19 protein-coding genes are annotated in these 20,167 nt (G+C 57.8%); 8 read left to right on the top strand and 11 right to left on the bottom strand.

Going from position 1 to position 20,167, the window contains the following annotated elements; genetic code table 11:
* Nucleotides 1–290: 290 nt before the first annotated feature.
* Genes astE through BJP35_RS13835 form a run of 5 tightly spaced genes read right to left on the bottom strand, consistent with a single transcriptional unit; the run spans nt 291 to nt 6,314 of the window.
* A complete protein-coding gene (gene astE, locus BJP35_RS13855; RefSeq protein ID WP_047744481.1) occupies nt 291–1,256 on the bottom strand; it encodes a succinylglutamate desuccinylase in 966 nt (321 codons plus the stop codon).
* Between the two features lie 10 nt (nt 1,257–1,266).
* The gene (gene astB / locus BJP35_RS13850) at nt 1,267–2,592 is read right to left on the bottom strand and encodes an N-succinylarginine dihydrolase (RefSeq protein WP_040017243.1); all 1,326 of its coding nucleotides are present in this window, start codon (nt 2,590–2,592) and stop codon (nt 1,267–1,269) included.
* The gene (gene astD / locus BJP35_RS13845; protein ID WP_047744479.1) at nt 2,579–4,066 is read right to left on the bottom strand and encodes a succinylglutamate-semialdehyde dehydrogenase; all 1,488 of its coding nucleotides are present in this window, start codon (nt 4,064–4,066) and stop codon (nt 2,579–2,581) included. The genes astB and astD overlap by 14 nt, the downstream gene beginning before the upstream one ends.
* Nucleotides 4,063–5,097: an arginine N-succinyltransferase gene (astA, locus tag BJP35_RS13840; RefSeq protein ID WP_086463334.1), complete on the bottom strand. Its 1,035-nt coding sequence runs from the start codon at nt 5,095–5,097 to the stop codon at nt 4,063–4,065. The genes astD and astA overlap by 4 nt, the downstream gene beginning before the upstream one ends.
* A complete protein-coding gene (locus tag BJP35_RS13835) occupies nt 5,094–6,314 on the bottom strand; it encodes an aspartate aminotransferase family protein (protein WP_047744475.1) in 1,221 nt (406 codons plus the stop codon). The genes astA and BJP35_RS13835 overlap by 4 nt, the downstream gene beginning before the upstream one ends.
* A gap of 433 nt (nt 6,315–6,747) precedes the next feature.
* Between BJP35_RS13835 and xthA the strand changes: the two genes are divergently transcribed.
* The 6 genes from xthA to BJP35_RS13805 all read left to right on the top strand — a co-directional run bounded on the left by xthA (nt 6,748) and on the right by BJP35_RS13805 (nt 12,923).
* Nucleotides 6,748–7,554, top strand: a complete 807-nt coding sequence (gene xthA, locus BJP35_RS13830; protein WP_020884424.1) for an exodeoxyribonuclease III — start codon at nt 6,748–6,750, stop codon at nt 7,552–7,554.
* A 6-nt stretch (nt 7,555–7,560) separates the two neighbouring features.
* Nucleotides 7,561–8,244 carry a TVP38/TMEM64 family protein gene (locus BJP35_RS13825; RefSeq protein WP_025204411.1) on the top strand — a complete coding sequence of 228 codons (684 nt, stop codon included), beginning with the start codon at nt 7,561–7,563 and terminating at the stop codon, nt 8,242–8,244.
* Between the two features lie 15 nt (nt 8,245–8,259).
* Complete coding sequence (locus tag BJP35_RS13820; RefSeq protein ID WP_032679673.1) at nt 8,260–9,420, top strand: ABC transporter substrate-binding protein; 1,161 nt, start codon at nt 8,260–8,262, stop codon at nt 9,418–9,420.
* Nucleotides 9,393–10,922 (top strand): thiamine ABC transporter permease, encoded by a 1,530-nt coding sequence (locus BJP35_RS13815; protein ID WP_086463333.1) that lies wholly within the window; start codon nt 9,393–9,395, stop codon nt 10,920–10,922. The genes BJP35_RS13820 and BJP35_RS13815 overlap by 28 nt, the downstream gene beginning before the upstream one ends.
* Entirely contained in the window at nt 10,922–11,542 is a 621-nt protein-coding gene (locus tag BJP35_RS13810; protein WP_047744471.1) for an ATP-binding cassette domain-containing protein, read from the top strand. Before BJP35_RS13815 ends, BJP35_RS13810 begins: the two co-directional genes overlap by 1 nt.
* 73 nt (nt 11,543–11,615) lie before the next feature.
* Complete coding sequence (locus BJP35_RS13805; protein WP_032681220.1) at nt 11,616–12,923, top strand: rhodanese-like domain-containing protein; 1,308 nt, start codon at nt 11,616–11,618, stop codon at nt 12,921–12,923.
* On the opposite strand, the gene BJP35_RS13800 is transcribed toward BJP35_RS13805, so the two are convergent.
* Nucleotides 12,920–13,537: a CDP-alcohol phosphatidyltransferase family protein gene (locus BJP35_RS13800; protein WP_032677958.1), complete on the bottom strand. Its 618-nt coding sequence runs from the start codon at nt 13,535–13,537 to the stop codon at nt 12,920–12,922. The genes BJP35_RS13805 and BJP35_RS13800 overlap by 4 nt on opposite strands.
* Nucleotides 13,530–14,099, bottom strand: a complete 570-nt coding sequence (locus BJP35_RS13795; RefSeq protein WP_086463332.1) for a carboxymuconolactone decarboxylase family protein — start codon at nt 14,097–14,099, stop codon at nt 13,530–13,532. The genes BJP35_RS13800 and BJP35_RS13795 overlap by 8 nt, the downstream gene beginning before the upstream one ends.
* 75 nt (nt 14,100–14,174) lie before the next feature.
* On the opposite strand from BJP35_RS13795, the gene BJP35_RS13790 reads away from it, so the two are divergent.
* Nucleotides 14,175–14,591, top strand: coding sequence for a pyrimidine (deoxy)nucleoside triphosphate diphosphatase (locus BJP35_RS13790; RefSeq protein WP_025204417.1), 417 nt, complete (start codon nt 14,175–14,177; stop codon nt 14,589–14,591).
* Here BJP35_RS13790 and BJP35_RS13785 read toward each other — a convergent pair.
* Nucleotides 14,551–14,823, bottom strand: a complete 273-nt coding sequence (locus BJP35_RS13785; protein ID WP_014169653.1) for a YnjH family protein — start codon at nt 14,821–14,823, stop codon at nt 14,551–14,553. The genes BJP35_RS13790 and BJP35_RS13785 overlap by 41 nt on opposite strands.
* Before the next feature lie 228 nt (nt 14,824–15,051).
* Here BJP35_RS13785 and gdhA point away from each other — a divergent pair, with 228 nt between their 5' ends.
* Nucleotides 15,052–16,395 (top strand): NADP-specific glutamate dehydrogenase, encoded by a 1,344-nt coding sequence (gene gdhA, locus BJP35_RS13780; protein WP_032677955.1) that lies wholly within the window; start codon nt 15,052–15,054, stop codon nt 16,393–16,395.
* 49 nt (nt 16,396–16,444) lie between these two features.
* Here gdhA and BJP35_RS13775 read toward each other — a convergent pair whose 3' ends face one another.
* The 3 genes from BJP35_RS13775 to BJP35_RS13760 form a co-directional block, all read right to left on the bottom strand.
* Nucleotides 16,445–18,352: a DNA topoisomerase III gene (locus tag BJP35_RS13775; RefSeq protein WP_047744468.1), complete on the bottom strand. Its 1,908-nt coding sequence runs from the start codon at nt 18,350–18,352 to the stop codon at nt 16,445–16,447.
* 4 nt (nt 18,353–18,356) lie between these two features.
* Nucleotides 18,357–19,400: a selenide, water dikinase SelD gene (gene selD, locus BJP35_RS13770; protein ID WP_047744466.1), complete on the bottom strand. Its 1,044-nt coding sequence runs from the start codon at nt 19,398–19,400 to the stop codon at nt 18,357–18,359.
* A 116-nt stretch (nt 19,401–19,516) separates the two neighbouring features.
* On the bottom strand, nt 19,517–20,068 hold the full coding sequence (locus BJP35_RS13760; protein WP_014169648.1) for an NAD(P)H nitroreductase: 552 nt from the start codon (nt 20,066–20,068) through the stop codon (nt 19,517–19,519).
* Nucleotides 20,069–20,167 lie beyond the last annotated feature (99 nt).

Raw genomic sequence — 20,167 nt, 5'->3', positions numbered from 1 at the left:
CGAGATTAACTTTACGGGGTTTATCGTCAATTAATCAGAGCAACAGTAAAACAATGAAAGTGTAAAAAACAAATTACCGCCAAATGTGGAGGAATTAAGGATAAAGGATGGAGAGTTGCAACGAAAATATTCAAGTTGATGATTTTCAAAGCAATTTAAAAAAGTATAGCGAAGTGAAGACCAATAATAAAGCAATTCACCAGGAATATTCTGCAATAGTTGTCATTGCGCTTTAATCGCTAAGAAAAATATTTTGACGTTCCCCTCTCAGGCAATGAGAGGGGAGATGTTCAGGACACTTTTTCCAGCATCAGCCCGGCGCGCAGGCCAAACGCTACTGATGGATTAGGGAACAGAATATATTCAGTGGTTTTCTGCACCTCGTAACGCTCGTCGCCATCTTCCGCCAGCAGAACGCCTTTGCGAAAAGGGGTGAAGTTCAGCGTGTGGGCGGCCATATGCAGCCGGAAGGCCTCGCTGCGGCGAGTGATCTGCTGTACGACCCGATAACGCACGACAGTCTGTTGCGTTGGCTCGGGTGCCAATCCCCCGAGCAGCGCGCGAAGCGCAAGATGTGTTGGCGCGAAGCGCGTGAGATCGTTCTGGCCAAACGGTAGCGCTTTTCCCAGCTCCAGCGTGCAGGCCAGCGCGCCGAAATGCTCACAGGTGAAATGGGTAAATGTGCCCCCCGGCGACTGATGAAACACCAGAGCCTCCAGCCCGGCGTCGCCCAGCCAGCTCAGAAACGCCTCATCCCACGGCTGGTTACGCTGGGGCAGAACACCAAAGCGCACATGATAAGAGGCGCGAATTGCCGTATGCAGGTCGAGATGCCAGCGCACGGGACCGGCCGCGGCGAAAAATGTGGCAACCACGTGCTCAAGCCACTGCGCCCGCGACGTTTCATCGCCCGGCACAAACTGTGACCAGCGGCCGCCAAACATGCGGTTAAGGTCGCTCTCAAGATAACGTTTGTTTTGCGCCAGCGCTGGCGGGTTGCCAAGCACCACCAGCAGACGGCACTGCAGGGTGATATCTCCCCGATACAACGCGCGAAGCAGCAGGTCGACAATTTCAACCGGCGCGGTTTCATTACCATGGATGCCGGTTGAAAGCAGCAGCGATAACTCACTCTTCGCGGCCGGTGTCAGTTCAAGGACGCCGCGACCCAGCCACCGCCAGTGAAATGAGGGGCCCTCCCCCTCACGCTGTTCGGGCGTTTCATCGGCCAGTGTCAACGCCAGTAAATTTTCCATAGCCACTCCTTTAGCGCTGGAACGGATAAACCGTTCCCAACTGCAGGATTGTTGTTAACGCGTCCAGTGCCTCACGCCCTTCACGCAGTAGCTGAGGGTCGACCAGATCGGCCTGCGTTAATCTGTCGCGATAGTAACGATCCACCCAGTCATTCAGGGAGTTAAACAGCGTCTCATTCATCATCACGGCTGGATTAACAGCCTGCATTTCGTTCTGCGTCAGCACTACGCGCAGGCGTAAACAGGCCGGACCGCCGCCGTTGGCCATGCTTTCGCGCAGGTCAAAGACGCGCAATTCATCGATCGGGTTATCGGCTTTCACCAGTTCAGACAGATAACGCCACACCCCTTTATGGTCCTGCGACTCTTGCGGCAGCACCAGCATCATGCTGCCGTCCTCACGGCTCAACAGCTGGCTATTAAAGAGGTAAGTTTCAACCGCGTCCTGCACGCTGACCGCCTGGGTCGGCACCTGAATCGGCATAAACCCCGGCACCCGCTCATGCAGCGTAGCGAGCAGCTTCTCCTGATGGGCAAACGCCTGCTCATGGCAGAACAGCACCTGGCGGTTAGAGACGGCAATGACGTCATTGTGGAAAACCCCCTGGTCAATCACCTGCGGGTTCTGCTGAGCAAAAATCACCTGTGAGGGATTCACCTGGTTCAGCCGCGCGACGGCCTGGCTTGCCGCCAGCGTCTGGCGGGCGGGATAACGGACAGGCGCCGAATGGCCGCCCTCTTCTCGCCCGTAAATGAACAGCTGTACGCCGGGATCGCCATAATCCCCCCCAAGACGGTTATGGTTTGCCGCTCCTTCATCCCCGAACATGGCCACCTGTGGCAACGCCTGATGGACCTCAAAGTGAGCCTCATCACGGAAAATCGCACGCAGAACGCGCTCGGTCGTCTCCGCTTCGGTAGCACGATGGAATTTGTTATTCAGGTTCGCCACCGTTAAATGTACTTTGCCATCCAGCGTATCGGCCGACGGTGCAACGGTAGCAGCGTTTGCCACCCACATCGACGAGGCAGAGCTCGCCGCTGAAAGCAGGTGCGGCGTCTGCGTACCCGCTTTTTCGATAACCTGCTCATCGCTGCCGCTAAAGCCGAGCTGACGTAACACCGCCACGTTCGGACGCTCCTGCGGCGGGATCACCGCCTGCGGGAAACCGGCATCCGACAAGGCTTTCATTTTCAGCAGCCCCTGCTTCGCTGCCAGTTTCGGGTTAGAGACCTGAAAACGGTGCTTCGTCGAGGCTTCATTACCAAATGAGAGGCCGGCATAGTGGTGCGTTAGCCCCACCAGCCCGTCAAAGTTGACTTCACGCGCTTTCATGACGATCCCCCTGAGTAAAATCCAGCCCCGGACTCAGCGTTTCCGGCAGCGTCAGCGCAGGCGTTTCCAGGCTCGCCATCGGCCACGCGCAGTAATCTGCGGCATACCATGCGCTGGCGCGGTGGTTACCCGAAGCGCCTACCCCGCCAAACGGTGCCGTACTCGCCGCACCGGTAAGCGGTTTATTCCAGTTCACAATCCCGGCGCGTGCTTCGAGCAGCAGCTGATCAAATTTCTCACGATGTGGGGAAATCAGACCGCTCGACAGTCCATAGCGGGTGTGATTGGCCATCTCAATGGCACTGTCAAAATCGTCATAACGCCAGACGCAGAGCAGCGGGCCAAAGACCTCTTCATCCGGCACGTTGCGTGCGCCACTCATCTCAAGAATGCCCGGCGTCAGGAGCGATGTTCCGGGCTTGATTTGCTTTGGCTCAAGCAGGGTTTTCGCCCCGCGCGCCACGTGATCCTGCCAGGCTTTCAGCACGTTCAGCGCGGCCTGCTCGGAAATCAGCCCCCCAATAAATGGCTGTGGGTCGGCATCCCACTGCGCAGGCACCAGACGCGCGCTGATTTCCACCAGCCGCGCGAGGAAGGCATCGCCCTGTGCACCCCGTTTCACCAGCAGACGACGCGCGCAGGTGCAGCGCTGTCCGGCGGTAATAAACGCTGACTGGAGGGTCAAATGCACCGCCGCGTCGATATCATCAGGATCTTCAACGATCAGCGGGTTGTTACCGCCCATCTCCAGCGCGAGAATTTTTTCCGGCTGCCCCGCCAGCTGGCGATGCAGTTGATAGCCTGTTCCGGCGCTGCCGGTAAACAGCAGGCCGTCGATATCACTCAACGTACTCAGGGCCTGGCCGGTTTCACGTCCCCCCTGCACCAGGTTGAGCACCCCGTGCGGCAGACCAGCCTGTTCCCAGAGCTTCACCACCACCTCACCGGACAGTGGCGTTAACTCACTCGGCTTGAAAATCACGCTATTGCCCGCCAGCAGCGCGGGCACGATATGCCCGTTCGGCAGATGCCCCGGGAAGTTATAGGGGCCAAATACCGCCAGCACGCCGTGCGGACGGTGGCGCAGCGTGGCCGCACCGTCAGGCATATCGGTATGTTGCTCGCCGGTACGGGTATGGTACGCCTTCACCGAAATGGCGATTTTATTGATCATCGCCGTCACTTCCGTGGCCGCCTCCCAGCGCGGCTTGCTGGTTTCCTGAGCGATAACGCGCGTCAATTCGGCTTTATTGGCCTCCAGCAGTGATGCAAATTTCTCGACTATTCCCTGACGTACGGAGAACGGTTGTTTCGCCCATCCCGGGAAAGCGCGACGGGCAGCGTGACAGGCCTGTTCGACCTGTCCGGCGCTGGCGTCATTTCCCTTCCAGAGCACTTCTTGTCCGACCGGATTGGTCTTTATGCGCGGCTCGCCTTCGCCCGTGACCCAGTCACCGTTGATCCATAAAGTCATGCTGTTTTCTCCTCAGGGCAGAGACGCACCAGGCGAACCGTGTCGCCGGCGTTACATTTCAGGGCATCCAGTTGCGCGGCCGTCAGCACCAGACGTTCACATTTCGGGTTGGTTCGCACCAGCATGGCGCGGAAATTGTTGTACTGCTCGTTAGCCACCAGACATGCCGGCCACTCACCCGGTGCAGGCTGGCCTTCGGAAACCTCAACCAGCCGGCTTTTACGGATCGCACGCACGCGGTCGATATCGCACTCCAGGGTGGGTCCGCCGTCAAAGATGTCCACATAGTTACGGTAGCGGAAACCCTCTTTTTCCAGCACCGCCCGGGCAGGCGCGGTTTGCGGGTGCACTTCGCCAATCACCGCCTGCGCCCCGGGGCTTAAGAAATGGGTATAGATGGGGTGTTTCGGCATCAGTTCGGCGATAAACGCTTTCTGCCCGGTGCCGCACAGATAGTCCGCGCGGCTGAACTCCATCGAGAAGAAGCGCTCGCCGAGGCTCTCCCAGAAAGGTGAATAGCCGGTGTCGTCGATTACGCCGCGCATCTCGGCGACGACCTTTTCGTTAAAACGATCGCGGAACGCGGCCATAAACATGAAGCGCGACTTGGAGAGCAGATAACCGTTGCCCTCTTTTCGCCACGCAGGATCGAGGAACAGCGTGCAAAGCTCGCTGGCTCCCGTGTGGTCATTACAGAGAAAAAGCGTGGGCAGCGCGTTATAGACGTTCAGCTCTTTTGAGGCGTGAACCATCGTACCGACACGGTAGTTGTACCACGGGTCGTTAAGCCCGACGGCCACTTCGATTGCGCAAATGCCGGCCACGCTACCGGTGTCGGTGTCTTCGAGAACGAACACATAACCCTGTTCGCTTTTTGGCAACGTCCCCTGCCAGGTTTGCAGGGCGCGCTCAATGCGCGCCGACAGCGTTTTTTCATCGGCAGGAAGCGAGGTCAGCCCGCCTCCCGTCTTACCGGCAAGCTGCATGAGCCCGGCGATATCGCCGCGCTCAACGGGACGGATGACCATCATGATGACACCCCGGACTTCACATGTTCACAGGCCAGTGCAAAACGGTCTAAACCGGTTCTCACCTCTTCCTCGCTGACAATCAGCGCAGGGGCAAAACGCACCACGTTGGCACCGGCAATCAGTACCATCACGCCCATTTTTGCCGCTTCCTGTGAAATAAGTTTAGCTTTTCCGGCAAACTCAGGTGTGAGTTCGCAGCCAATTAACAGACCCAGACCGCGGATCTCTTTAAACAGTCCCGTCTTGCTGTTGATGGCGTTCAGGCGCTCAACAAACCAGTCATGACGTTGTTTAACGCCCTTGAGCACTTCCGGCGTGTTAATGATGTCGAGAACCTGTCCGGCCACGGCGGTAGCCAGCGGGTTACCCCCGTACGTTGTACCATGCGTACCCACGGTCATTACGCTGGCGAATTTATCAGTGGTCAGCATGGCGCCAATCGGGAAGCCGCCGCCCAGCGCTTTCGCCGTAGAGAGCACGTCCGGCGTTACGCCGTAGTGCATATAGGCATACAGCTCACCGGTACGCCCCACACCCGTCTGGACTTCATCGAAAATAAGCACCGCGTGATGACGATCGCACAGCTCACGCAGCCCCTGCAGGAACGCTTTTTGCGCCGGAAGGACCCCGCCCTCACCCTGCATAGGCTCGACGATCACCGCACAGGTGGTGTCGTTAATAAGCTCGCTGGCGGACTGCAGATCGTTATACACGCCGTGACGAATATCCGGCGGCAGTGGCGCAAAATCCTGCGAGTATGACGGCTGACCGCCGGCGCTGACGGTAAAGAGCGTGCGGCCATGGAACGCGTTTTTAAACGCCACAATGCCGCTCTTATGAACGCCAAATTTATCGTGTGCATATTTGCGTGCCAGCTTCAGGGCAGCTTCGTTTGCTTCCGCACCTGAGTTACAGAAAAAGACTTTTTCGGCAAACGTTGCGTCGATCAGCTTTTTCGCCAGTCGCAGAGCGGGCTCGTTGGTAAAACCGTTACCGGTATGCCAGAACTTCGCCGCCTGGTCGTTTAACGCCTGACGCAGTGCAGGGTGCGCGTGGCCCAGCGCGTTTACCGCAATCCCGCCTGCAAAGTCGATATACTCTTTGCCCTGTTGATCCCACAGGCGTGAGCCTTCCCCCCGTACCGGAATAAAAGCCGCCGGAGCGTAAACCGGCATTATCCATTCATCGAAATTTTCACGCGTAATTGACTGAGACATAGCGACCTCATCCGGTAAATAAAAGGTTATTTAGATGTTAAATAATTGAGTGTTTGCACTGTGAATGTAGATTGCAGCCTTCGTGCCAGCCAGCGATAAAAATGCATAAACGGGTTAGGGTTACAGAATATCAATAAGTTACGATATGGAGTTATTCACTGTTATTGCATAAAAAGTGAATATTTTTACGACAAGCGGCGCTTTGCCGCACGAAAATAAGAAAGAGTATGCAGAAGCCAAATATAATTCTGGAATTGTGATCGCTCGCGAAATTTATCGGTTCTTTACGCCCTATTGGGGGGCAATGCGCGTCAGAATGGTGCAAATATTGCACCGTTGGCATGATCTGTCGCAGTTATTGGTCGAACCCCGTAACAGTTAACGCAAATTCTGCTACCATCCATGCACTATTCACCTTGCATTGGCAGCGACTATGAAATTTGTCTCTTTTAATATCAACGGCCTGCGTGCCCGCCCTCACCAGCTTGAAGCAATTGTTGAGCAACATCAGCCAGATGTGATCGGCCTGCAGGAGACAAAAGTTCACGACGATATGTTCCCCCTCGAAGAGGTGGCGAAGCTCGGTTACAACGTCTTCTATCACGGACAGAAAGGTCACTATGGCGTGGCGCTGCTGACCAAAGAGACGCCGGTTTCCGTACGTCGTGGCTTCCCGGGCGATGATGGCGAAGCGCAGCGTCGCATCATCATGGCGGAAATTCCCTCACCACTCGGCAATATCACGGTGATTAACGGGTATTTCCCGCAGGGTGAGAGCCGCGACCATGAGACAAAATTCCCGGCCAAGGCAAAGTTTTATCAGGATCTGCAGGATTACCTGACCACCGAACTGAAAAAAGAGAATCCGGTGCTGATCATGGGCGACATGAATATCAGCCCGACCGATCTCGATATCGGCATTGGAGAAGAGAACCGCAAACGCTGGTTGCGTACCGGTAAATGTTCTTTCCTGCCGGAAGAACGCGAGTGGATGGAACGCCTGCTCGGCTGGGGTCTGGTTGATACTTTCCGCACCGCCAACCCGGAAACGCAGGATCGCTTCTCGTGGTTTGACTACCGCTCAAAAGGCTTTGATGACAACCGCGGTCTGCGTATTGACCTGCTGCTGGCCAGCCCGCCGCTGGCGGAACGCTGCATCGAAACCGGCATCGACTACGATATCCGCAGCATGGAAAAACCGTCTGACCATGCGCCGGTCTGGGCGAAATTCAAACTGTAACCTCGTGTGAACACGCAAAAAATACTCCTGATGTGCGCCCTTCTGGGCGCATTTGTTCTGACCTTCGTCTTTCTTCCGCCGGGGACGCTCTCCCTGGAAACCATCAAAACGCACCAGCAGTCGCTCCTCTCGCACGTGGAACAGGCACCGTGGCAAAGCGCGTTTTTCTTTTTCGCCCTCTACGTGTTGGTCTCCGCCCTGTCGATACCCGGTGCGGCGATACTGACGCTGCTGGCGGGAGCGCTGTTTACGCTGTGGGAAGGCACCCTGCTGGTCTCGTTTGCTTCTACCCTCGGCGCCACGCTGGCGATGCTTGCCAGCCGTTATCTGCTGCGCGACTGGGTACAGCGGCGATTCACATCACAGATGAATACGGTGAACGCCGGTATGGCGCGGGACGGTGCAGGGTATCTTTTTGCCCTGCGTCTGATGCCCTTGTTCCCGTTTTTTCTGGTGAATCTGCTCATGGGGCTGACCCGTATTGCGGTCAGTCGCTACTGGTGGGTGAGCCAGGTCGCCATGCTGCCTGCAACCATTATCTTTCTGAATGCCGGACGCGCGCTGGGGAAAGTGAATTCGCTTCGCGATATTTTATCGCCGGGACTGATATTCGCCTTTACACTACTGGGGTTATTGCCGCTGGCGACGCGCTGGCTGTTTTCCCGTTTTACCCCTTCATCAAAAAAGTGAGGCATTATGCGCCGTGTGCGTTTTTGCACGTTTCTGAGCGGTCTGCTGCTGGCAGCCCCGCTGTTTGCAGCGGACAACTGGCAGGCTATCCAACAACAAGCCAAAGGCCAGACCGTCTGGTTTAACGCCTGGGGCGGCGATCGGGCGGTAAACCGCTACCTCGAGTGGGTAAGCGGTGAGATGAAAACGCATTACGACATAACCCTTAAAATCGTCCCACTGGCGGATGCCGCCGATGCGGTCAAACGTATTCAAACAGAAGCCGCCGCAGGCCGGAAAACGAACGGGTCAGTCGACCTCTTATGGGTCAACGGTGAGAACTTCCGTACCCTGAAAGCCGCTAACCTGCTGCAAACCGGATGGGCGCAGACCTTGCCCAACTGGCGCTATGTCGATACCCGTAAACCGGTTATGGAGGATTTTGCTGTCCCCACCGATGGCGCGGAATCCCCGTGGGGCGGTGCACAACTCACCTTTATTGCCCGCCACGCAAGCCTGCCTGCGCCCCCAAACGATCCTCAGGCGTTGCTGGCGTATGCGCAGCAGCATCCGGGCAAAGTCAGCTACCCACGCCCGCCCGATTTTACCGGTACGGCATTTCTGGAACAGTTGCTCCTGACCCTCACCGCTCACCCGGAGGCGTTGCAAAAAGCCCCTGATAACACCTTTGCCCAGGTGACGGCTCCGCTGTGGCACTACCTGGACAAATTACACCCGCTGCTGTGGCGAAAGGGAGAGGACTTTCCTCCCTCGCCCGCCAGAATGGATACCTTGCTTGCCAGCGGTAGTCTTAATCTCTCCCTGACCTTTAACCCGGCACATGCGCAGCAAAAAGTGGCCAGCGGTGAACTGCCTGCCGACAGCTACAGCGTTGGTTTTGACAACGGAATGATAGGCAACGTCCATTTTGTGGCCATTCCGTCGAATGCCAGCGCAAGCGCAGGCGCGAAGGTGGTCGCCAATTTCCTCCTTTCACCGCAGGCGCAAATTCGCAAGGCCGACCCGGCCATCTGGGGAGACCCGAGCGTACTGGATGCGAAAACACTGCCCGAAAAAGAAGCGAAGCAGCTCGCTGCCCATACGCCGGCAGGGCTGCCGAAAATACTTCCCGAGCCGCACGCTGCCTGGGTTAACGCGCTGGAGCAGGAATGGCTGCGTCGTTACGGCACCCGCTGAGCTGGCTCGTCTGGCTGGCGATGGCGGTCATCTATATGCCGCTGCTCCCCGCCGCCGCCATACTGTTTGCCCCGGCATTCTCGCTGAACAACTGGCAGTTGCTGCTTAACGACCCGCAACTGCCACAGGCTACGGTCGCCACGCTGGTCTCAACGCTTATCGCGTCGCTGGGGTCGATGTTTATCGCTCTGGTGATCGTGGCCCTCCTGTGGCCGGGCGAGCGCTGGCGACGGCTCAGCAGCCGACTGCCGTGGCTGCTCGCCGTTCCTCATGTGGCCTTTGCCACCAGCGCTTTACTGCTGTTTGCCGAAGGGGGCCTGTTGTATCAGGTGTGTAGCGTCTGTACGCCGCCGCTTGACCGATACGGTGCAGGGCTGGGGCTGACGCTTGCGGTAAAAGAGAGCGCGTTTGTGCTGTGGGCCCTTTACGCCGTCCTGCCGGAAAAACACCTTGCGCAGCAAAAGGTCGTGCTGCATACCTTCGGCTACGGGCGTTTTCAGGCGCTGAACTGGCTCATCCTTCCAACGATCGCGCCAGCTCTTGGCGCGGTGATGCTGGCGGTGCTGGCCTGGTCCCTGTCGGTTGTGGACGTGGCGATGGTGCTCGGGCCTGGCAATCCCCCGACGCTTGCCGTACTGGCGTGGCAGTGGCTCAGTCAGGGCGATGCGCAGCAGCAGACAAAGGGAACGCTGCTGTGCCTGCTTCTCCTTCTGCTGCTGGCCGCGCTTTCTGCACTGGGTTACGGCGCATGGAGACTCTGGCGTCGCACGCTGCCGGATCTGAGCGGACGCCGTCGAATGTCGCTTATCGCGCCACCAGCGCGTCTGCTCAGCGGATTTCTGCCCGCCTGCGGGGTGCTTTGCGCGGTCGTGCTGCTCATGCTGGCGCAGCGGGACGATATCGGTGCGGTTGGCGCCAGCCTCTCCTTTGGCCTGCTCGCCAGCCTGATTTCGCTGGGGGTAATTGTTCTCTGGCTTGAGTGGGGACCGCAGCGAGGCACACAGTGGGTGTGGTTGCCGCTGGCGCTGCCGGCGCTGCCCCTCGTTACTGGGCAATACGTTATCGCGTTGCGACTGGGTATCGACGGGCACTATGCCGCCGTGCTGTGGAGCCATCTGCTGTGGGTTTTACCGTGGATGTTGTTGGTCCTCCAGCCGGCCTGGCAGAGGATCGATCCCCGTCTGATCCTTACCGCCAGAACGCTCGGCTGGCGGCGGGGAAAAATCTTCTGCTGGCTGAAATGCCCCTTGCTGGTACGCCCGGCGCTGCTGGCTTTCGCGACCGGGTTTTCCGTCAGCATGGCGCAATACATGCCAACCCTCTGGCTGGGCGCAGGCCGTTTTGCGACGCTGACCACTGAAACCGTGGCGCTCAGCAGTGGAGGCAGCATTCCGCTTCTGGCTAACCGGGCGCTGGAGTTGCTGTTGGTCACGGGGAGCGTGTTTGCCCTCGCCGCCCTGCTATCCCGGCTCGCAAGCCGTTACCGACGAGGATTACGTTAATGCTGCAGGTCAGCAATCTCACCATTGAACCGCTTTTCCGCGAGGTCAATTTTTGTGTGCCACGCGGCGAAATAGTCACGCTGATGGGCCCTTCCGGCAGCGGAAAATCAACCCTTTTTGCCTGGATGGTGGGCGCACTGTCAGACGACTTTCAGGCTCAGGGCGAACTGTGGCTTGATGAACGTCGCTGCGACGGACTGCCCGTGGAGGCCCGCGGGTTGGGGATCCTCTTTCAGGATGCCCTGCTGTTTGACCATTTCAGCGTCGGACAAAATTTGCTGCTGGCATTACCTGAACGGATTGTCGGACGAGCGCGGCGGGAAGCGGTCGAGCAGGCGCTCGGTTCTGCCGGGCTTGCCGGGCATTACGCCAGCGATCCGGCGACCCTTTCCGGCGGTGAACGTGCCCGGGTCAGTCTGCTGCGTGCCCTGCTTGCAGAGCCGCAGGCGTTACTGCTGGATGAACCGTTCAGCCGTCTCGATAATGCGTTACGCGCCTCGTTTCGGGCATGGGTATTTGACACTACCCGCGCACGCAATATTCCGGTGGTTCTGGTCACGCATGACGACGAAGACGTGCCCCCGGGCGGCGAAGTGATTGAGATTTCTCGCTGGCAATAATGTGCTAACGCAATGTTTTACCTTTCAGGAGAGACGACAATGCCCCCCTCTTTTACTGACGTCAGGTTATTCGATGAAACGTGTTTCTCAACTGACTGCGCTGGCCATGCTGTGCGGCCTCGCTTCATTTTCCTCTCTGGCTGCTGATATGCCGCACGCCATGACGCTGTCTCAACTTCAGGCACAACACGGTGCGGTGATCGACACCCGCGCCAGCGCGTTTTACAACGGCTGGCCGCAAACGCTGAGCGCGCCCTCCGGGCATGAGCCCGCCGCACTTAACCTTTCCGCCTCCTGGCTTGGCGCGATGAGCGATGACCAGATTGCCGTCTGGGCCAGACAGCACCAGCTTACGCCGGCCATGACGATCGCGCTCTACGGCCGCGACGCCGATAATCAGGCGGTCAAAGCGCGGCTGGAAAAAGCCGGTTACCACCAGATTTCCGTGCTCAACGATGCCCTGCAGGTACCTGAGCGTCTGCAGCGTTTGCCGCACTTTGAACAACTCGTCTACCCGGAGTGGATCCACCAGCTTCAGCAGGGTAAACCCGTCACTGCCGCGCCGACGGGCGACTGGAAAGTCATTGAAGCCGCATGGGGCGCGCCGAAGTTTTATCTGCTGAACCATATTCCCGGTGCCGGCTACATTGATACCAACGAAGTGGAAAGCGAACCGCTGTGGAATAAAGTTTCTGACGACACGCTAAAAGCGATGCTGGCGAAGCACGGGATCCGTCACGATACGACCGTCATTCTGTATGGCCGTGACGTATATGCCGCCGCCCGCGTGGCGCAGATCATGCTGTATGCGGGCGTGAAGGACGTCCGCATTCTTGATGGCGGCTGGAAAGCCTGGTCTGACGCGGGTCTGCCGGTTGAACGGGGAATGCCCAAAGACGTGAAGCCCGCCCCCGATTTTGGTGCACCGATCCCCGGCCAGCCGCAGTTGATGGTGGATATGGCGCAAGCACGCGGGATGCTGCATCGCCAGGACGCGTCGCTGGTCAGCATTCGTTCCTGGCCGGAGTTCATCGGCGAAACCAGCGGCTACAGCTACATTAAGCCAAAAGGTGAGATTGCCGGTGCCCGCTGGGGGCATGCCGGTAGCGACGCCACCCATATGGAAGATTTCCATAATCCGGATGGCACCATGCGCAGCGCTGACGACATCGCCGCCATGTGGAAAACCTGGAACATCCTGCCGGAACAGCACGTCGCGTTTTACTGCGGCACCGGCTGGCGTGCGTCCGAGACGTTTATGTACGCACGGGCGATGGGCTGGAAAAATGTCGCCGTCTATGACGGCGGCTGGTACGAGTGGAGCAGTCATCCACAGAACCCCGTCTCCAGCGGAAAACGTGGGCCAGAAAGTTCACGCTAACGGGTAAGTGACTTCAGCGTCACATACCCGCTCCAGATGCGCGTTGTGGTGGTCAGCCAGCACAACGCGCCAAATATCCACGCCAGCACGCTGAAGTGCGCTGGAAAGAGGCAGCACAGCACAAACAGCGCGATCGTCTCCGTCCCCTCCGTTAACCCACCAATATAGTAAAACGACTTATGCGCGTAGCCGGGGTTGTCGATGTTGTGTTTCGCTGCCAGCGCGGCAAATGCCAGAAAACTGCTCCCGGTACCGATAAAGGCAAACAACAGCCAGCCAGCGGCAAGCGCATTCTCTGCGGGGGCCGCCAGCGCGAATCCGAAGGGAACCAGCGCGTAAAACAGAAAATCGAGGGCGATATCAAGAAATCCTCCCGCATCCGTCAGCCCGCGCCGGCGCGCCAGCGCACCGTCCAGACCATCCAGCAGGCGATTCAGCACGATGGCGACGAGCGCCGCCGGATACCAGCCGAGGGCCAGAAACGGTAAGGCCAGAACGCCTATGGCAAACCCGGTCAGGGTTAATCCGTCAGGCGTGATCCCCGGCTTATCCAGTACTGACACCAGTCGGTTGAGCGTGGGTTTAATCCGCGGGTGCAGATGACGATCAAGCATGGGGATCCTCTTTAAACGTGGCACATAACCCCTGCGCCGGGATGTCCAGCGCGGCATTAAAGCGTGCAGAGAGATTCTGAAACGCAATCAGCGCCGTCATTTCGGCGATCGCGTCCTCGCTGAAATGGCGTTTGATCTCACTTTTGATTTCGTCATTCACACGGGGCGGCGTCGCGGTGACAGCCTCGGCAAAGGCCAGCGCTGCACGCTCCTCTTCGCTAAAAAGAGCGGAATCACGCCACGCGTTGACGGCCTGAACCTTATCCAATGCGCCCGAGCGCTCCGCCAGGCGCAAACTGTTGGCATCAATACAAAAAGCGCAGTGACAAAGCTGCGATACCCGGGTCATTAACAGCGAACGGAGCACCGGCGACAGGCGCGCGTGACGACGTTCGAGAAAACCGACGAACAATGCCACCAGCCAGAAAAGACGTGGCATCCTTCCCCACCAGCGTGTGGGGTTAAGCACGGCACCAAAGTGTTTTTTCTGCATGGCGGCAATCGGTTTTATGCTGACCGGAAGGGTGGCGATGGGATCTACCCAGGTGGACGTCTCTTTCACCTGATTCTCCTGATGGCTGGACTCTTAGAAAGGGCACGATAATATGGTGTTTTTCGCTAACTAGTATTGACGACCATGCTAAAAACAGTCGATGTCGTTGCGGCAATCATCGAAAAAGACAACAAAATTTTACTGGCCCAGCGCCCGGCTCATGCCGACCAGCCGGGCATGTGGGAATTCGCAGGCGGAAAAGTAGAAGCCGGTGAGACGCAGCCCGAGGCGCTTGTCCGCGAGTTGCACGAAGAGCTCGGCATCCACGCGCAGCCAGGTGAGTATGTGGCAAGCCATCAGCGTGAGGTGTCACAGCGGTTAATCAACCTTCACGCCTGGCACGTTCCGGCGTTCAGCGGCGCGCTGACGGCGCATTACCACAGTGCACTGGTGTGGTGTACGCCCGAAGACGCATTTGGTTTCAACTTAGCGCCTGCGGACATCCCGCTGCTGGAGGCGTTTATTGTTTTACGCGACGCCAGACCAGCGGATTCGTGCTAATGGTGCGTTCATCACGCTGGCACTGCAACAGAATGCCGTCCGCTTTTACCACCGCCCCTTCCGAATAGTTCTGATCCTGATAGATGCAGCACTGGTTACACGGCTGCGCTCGCTGGCCGCTGGAGCTGAACACCTCCGGCGGCACATTCACGTCCACATCCGGGCGAATGCGGTCTGCCTGCGCGCCTGCGGTAAACATCAAACATAACGCGGCTATCACGTAACGGTTCATAGACTTATCTTCCTGTTGTGCCCTGATAAAGACTATAACGGTAAACCGGCGCAGAACCTTTAATTTATCTCGCCATCGCTTTTGGTTATGACGCAGCCCCGCTGATTAATTTCCCTTTCGGCATGCATTTCTGCTTGCTTCACAAAGCGGTACGGATGGTATAGTCAAAAAAACAACACAATTCGTATAAGCAATATACATAAAATAATATAAGGGGTTCTTATATCTATGGATCAGACACGCTCTCTGGAAGCTTTCCTCTCTTATGTTCAACAGCGCGACCCGCATCAAAGTGAGTTTGCGCAGGCCGTACGTGAAGTCATGACCACGTTGTGGCCGTTCCTTGAAGAAAACCCGCGTTATCGCCAGATGTCACTGCTTGAGCGCCTCGTGGAGCCGGAGCGCGTGATCCAGTTTCGCGTGACCTGGGTAGATGACCGTAATCAGGTCCAGGTTAACCGCGCGTGGCGCGTGCAGTTTAATTCCGCCATCGGCCCGTTTAAGGGCGGGATGCGTTTCCATCCTTCCGTGAATCTGTCGATTTTAAAATTCCTCGGCTTTGAGCAGACGTTTAAAAACGCCCTTACGACCCTGCCAATGGGCGGCGGGAAAGGCGGCAGTGATTTCGATCCGAAAGGCAAAAGCGAAGGCGAAGTGATGCGTTTCTGTCAGGCGCTGATGACCGAACTCTATCGTCATCTTGGTCCCGATACTGACGTTCCGGCGGGCGATATCGGCGTCGGTGCGCGTGAAGTGGGCTTTATGGCCGGCATGATGAAAAAGCTTTCGAATAATAGCGCCTGTGTCTTTACGGGCAAAGGGCTCTCCTTTGGCGGCAGCCTGATCCGTCCGGAAGCCACCGGCTACGGGCTGGTCTATTTTACCGAGGCGATGCTAAAGCGCCACGGCTTAGGGTTTGAAGGTATGCGCGTGGCGGTGTCCGGCTCCGGTAACGTGGCCCAGTACGCCATTGAGAAAGCAATGCAGTTTGGTGCCCGCGTGGTTACCGCGTCAGATTCACGCGGTACCGTGGTGGATGAAGCCGGTTTTACGGCCGAGAAGCTGGCTCGCCTGTGCGACATTAAAGCCAGCCGCGACGGCCGTCTGGCGGATTATGCCCGTGAATTTGGTCTGACCTGGCTCGAAGGCAAACAGCCGTGGGGCGTGCCGGTCGATATCGCCCTGCCATGTGCGACCCAGAACGAACTGGATACCGAGGCCGCACGCACCCTGATTACCAACGGCGTGAAGGCCGTGGCCGAAGGGGCGAATATGCCAACCACCATCGAAGCGACCGATCTGTTCCTTGAGGCCGGCGTGCTGTTTGCGCCGGGCAAAGCCGCGAACGCCGGCGGCGTGGCGACCTCTGGCCTGGAGATGGCGCAAAACGCCGCGCGCCTCGGCTGGAAGGCAGAGAAAGTGGATGCGCGTCTGCACCACATTATGCTGGATATTCACCACGCCTGCGTCGAGTACGGCGGTGAGGCATCGCAAACCAACTACGTGCGTGGCGCAAATATCGCCGGGTTCGTGAAGGTCGCGGATGCGATGATTGGGCAAGGGGTTATCTAAGCACGCTGTCGCCCTTTCCCGTCGGGAGAGGGCGACAACCGAAAGCACATCAGGCTGCGCTTTTTTTCTTTTTGAACGGTTTCTTCGGCGCACCACCCGGTGCAACCATCCCCCGGAACTGCTTCACCGGCGTATTACGCGCCTGGTTAATCAGCTCGTATAAGGTCCCCACCAGCGGCTGCATAAAGTCCTGATAGCGACACTGCTTTTCACTGATTTGCGTCAGCACAGATTCCCAGTGTGCCGTCATGTCCGGTCTTGCGGCCAGCTCAGGCAGCGAGTGGATCAATGCGCGCCCCGGTTCAGTCGAGTGGATATAGCGCCCTTTTTTCTCCAGAAAACCGCGCTTAAACAGCAGCTCGATAATGCCCGCACGGGTCGCTTCCGTGCCCAGTCCGTCGGTAGCACGCAAGATCTTCTTCAGATCCTTATCCTGAACAAAACGGGCGATCCCGGTCATTGCCGAGAGCAGTGTCGCATCGGTGAAGTGACGCGGCGGTTGGGTCTGGCGTTCAACCACTTCGCCTTTCTCACACAGCAGTTCGTCATCTTTGGCAACCACCGGCAGCGGCGTGCCGTCATTCTCTTCGTCACGCTCTTTGTTGCCAAGCAGCGTGCGCCAGCCAGCCTCCGCCAGGAAACGCGCCTTGGCGATAAATTTCCCTTTGGCAATTTCCAGCTCAATCACGCATTTGCGGAACATGGCGTCCGGGCAGAACTGCATCAGATACTGACGAGCCACCAGGTTATACACCTTCGCTTCGTTTTCCGTGAGGTTAACGTTGCTGGCGCGCGCCGTCGGGATAATCGCATGGTGGGCATCCACCTTTTTATCATCCCAGCAGCGGTTATGAATGTCCGGATTCACAACCGGTTGTGGCAGCAGATCCGGCGCGTGAACGGCAATGGCGTTCATCACCGAGTGACGCCCGGCAAAGTGCTCTTCCGGCAGATACCGGCTGTCAGAACGCGGATAGGTAATGAGTTTGTGGGTTTCGTAGAGCTTCTGGCAGATATCAAGGACGTTCTGCGCGCTCAGACCGAAGCGTTTCGCCGCTTCAATCTGCAGCGCGGAAAGCGAGAACGGCAGCGGCGCGGGTTCTGATTCCCGTTTATCGTTATAGCTGGTGACAATAGCAGGCTGACCGGTAATCCGGTTGACCACGTGCTCCGCCAGCGGACGGTGCAGCAACCGCCCCTCTTCATCCTGATACGATTCGCAGGCATCGCTTGGCTGCCAGACGGCGGTAAAGCGCTCGTCTTTTGGCGTGACGATATGCGCTTTAACCTCAAAGAAATCTTTGGCGACGAAATTCTCAATCTCTTCGTCACGACGCACCACCAGCCCCAGCACCGGAGTTTGCACACGCCCGACGGAGAGGACGCCCTGATAACCGGCATTACGCCCCAGGATGGTGTAGGCGCGGGTCATGTTGATCCCGTAAAGCCAGTCCGCTCGAGCGCGGGCCAGCGCGGAAACGCACAGCGGAATAAACTCGCTGTTCGCGCGCAGACGTGAAATGGCCCGCTCCACGGCCTGCGGATTGAGGTCGTTAATCAGGCAGCGCTGGACCTGCTGGCGTTTTTCCGGCGCCAGCTCCAGATAGTCCAGCACCTCATCCACCAGCAGTTGCCCTTCCCTGTCCGGGTCACCCGCGTGGATGACTTCCGTCGCGTCATGCAAAAAACGTTTAATCACGTTGAGCTGTTTGGTGACGGAAGGCCGTGGCTGCAGGCGCCAGTTTTCAGGGACGATGGGCAGGTCATTGAGGTTCCAGCGGGCATAGCGGCTGTCGTAGACATCCGGCTGCGCCTGCTCAAGCAGGTGACCGATACACCAGGTGACCACCTGCCCGTTACCGCATTCGATAAAGCCGTCGCCCTTGCGATGCGGCTTCGGCAGCACATCGGCAATGGCACGGGCCAGGCTCGGCTTTTCGGCAATAAACAACCGCATTGAATTAACGGATCTCAATCATCGGTCGGCCACCGCGCGCGGTCACCAGTTCACCGATCGCCGTCAGGGTAATACCAAACTCTGCGGCCGTCGCCTGGACGTCGGCTTCAGCGTCTGGCGTGACCGCCAGCAGCAAACCACCGGACGTTTGTGGATCGCACAGCAGATTGCGCCACGCTTCAGGCATTTCGCCCATCAGATGACCATAGCTGGCAAAGTTACGCTGGGTACCGCCCGGAACGGCGCCCGCTGCAATGTACTCCTCCACACCCGGCAGCTTCGGCACGTCCTGATACCAGACCTGCGCCTGTACGCCCGCGCCCTGACACACTTCGGAGAGGTGTCCGAGAAGGCCAAAACCGGTCACGTCGGTCATGGCTTTCACGCCATCGATATTCGCAAAGGCCGCACCCGCGAGGTTCATCTGGCACATGACCTCGGTTGCCAGCCCCTGGTGTTCCGACTTCAGCAGCGATTTTTTCTCCGCAGTAGTGAGGACACCAATGCCCAGCGGTTTGGTGAGGAACAGCTTGCAGCCCGCCTGCGCGGTGCTGTTGCGTTTCACGCGCTCGGTGGGCACCACGCCCGTGACCGCGAGACCGAAGATCGGCTCCGGCGCATCGATAGAATGACCACCGGCCAGCGCGATCCCCGCCTGCTGGCAGGCAAAACGTCCCCCTTCGATCACCTCACGGGCAATTTCAGGAGCAAGGGTGTTAATCGGCCAGCCCAGAATGGCAATCGCCATAATCGGTTTGCCCCCCATGGCGAAAATATCGCTGATGGCGTTGGTGGCCGCAATACGCCCGAAATCGAACGGGTTGTCGACAATCGGCATAAAGAAGTCGGTGGTACTGATAATGCTGGTGCCGTTACCCAGGTCATAAACTGCCGCATCGTCACGCGTTTCGTTACCGACAAGCAGGTTCGGGTCGACAAACTTCGCCTGTTCACTGTGGAGAATGGTCTCCAGCACTTTCGGGGAAATTTTACAACCGCAACCGGCTCCGTGGCTGTATTGCGTTAAACGAATGGTTTGCTCGCTCATGGACGTCTCCTGTCATCTCAATCGCGCTATGGTAGCGCTCATTCCATAAAGAGGTAAGTATGACTGTCTGAATTCTGCGGCAGATGCTCAGAATCCAGACAGTTTAGCGCGCGTTATCAGAAACGGCTGACGAAAGGCGTGGTGTCCGGCACATTAATGGTGGCGGAGGCTTTAAGCTGAGGCGTGCCGAGATAGAGGAAGCCGACAATTTTATCATGTTCGCCACAGGCGAATCCGTCGCGAACCGGCTGGCTGTTGGTCAGCGGCCCTGTGCGCCAGATACCGTTAAACCCTTGCGCCACGGCGGCCATTTGCATTGCCATGACGGCACAGCCTGCAGACATCTCCTGCTCCCAGACCGGCACTTTGTGGTCGGCCTGACATTTCGCCACGACAGCGATGATCATCGGCGCACGGAATGGCGCACTGCGGGCTTTCTCAATACCCTTCTCATCCTGACCTGCGGCAACCGCCCCCTGCTCCAGTATCTGACTGAAACGATCGCGGCCTTCACCTTCAATCACAAAGAAGTGCCATGGCTGCAGCGTACCATGATCCGGTGCACGCAGGCCGGCACGCAGAATATTCTCCAGTTGCTCCCCTGCCGGCGCCGGCTCGGTGAGACGTGAAGCGCTACGGCGGTTAACAAGCAGTTCAAGTGCGTCCATTGGTTAACTCCTTTCTTGAAATTTACTCACAAAATTAACACGGCGGCAGATTTTGTTACAGCGTAGCAGGCGATTCCTGCTGACAAGTGACGGTTGGGT

Source organism: Enterobacter sp. J49, assembly GCF_002148625.1.
GTDB classification, from domain to species: Bacteria; Pseudomonadota; Gammaproteobacteria; order Enterobacterales; family Enterobacteriaceae; genus Enterobacter; species Enterobacter ludwigii.
This window is presented reverse-complemented; position numbering and strand designations above follow the sequence as displayed.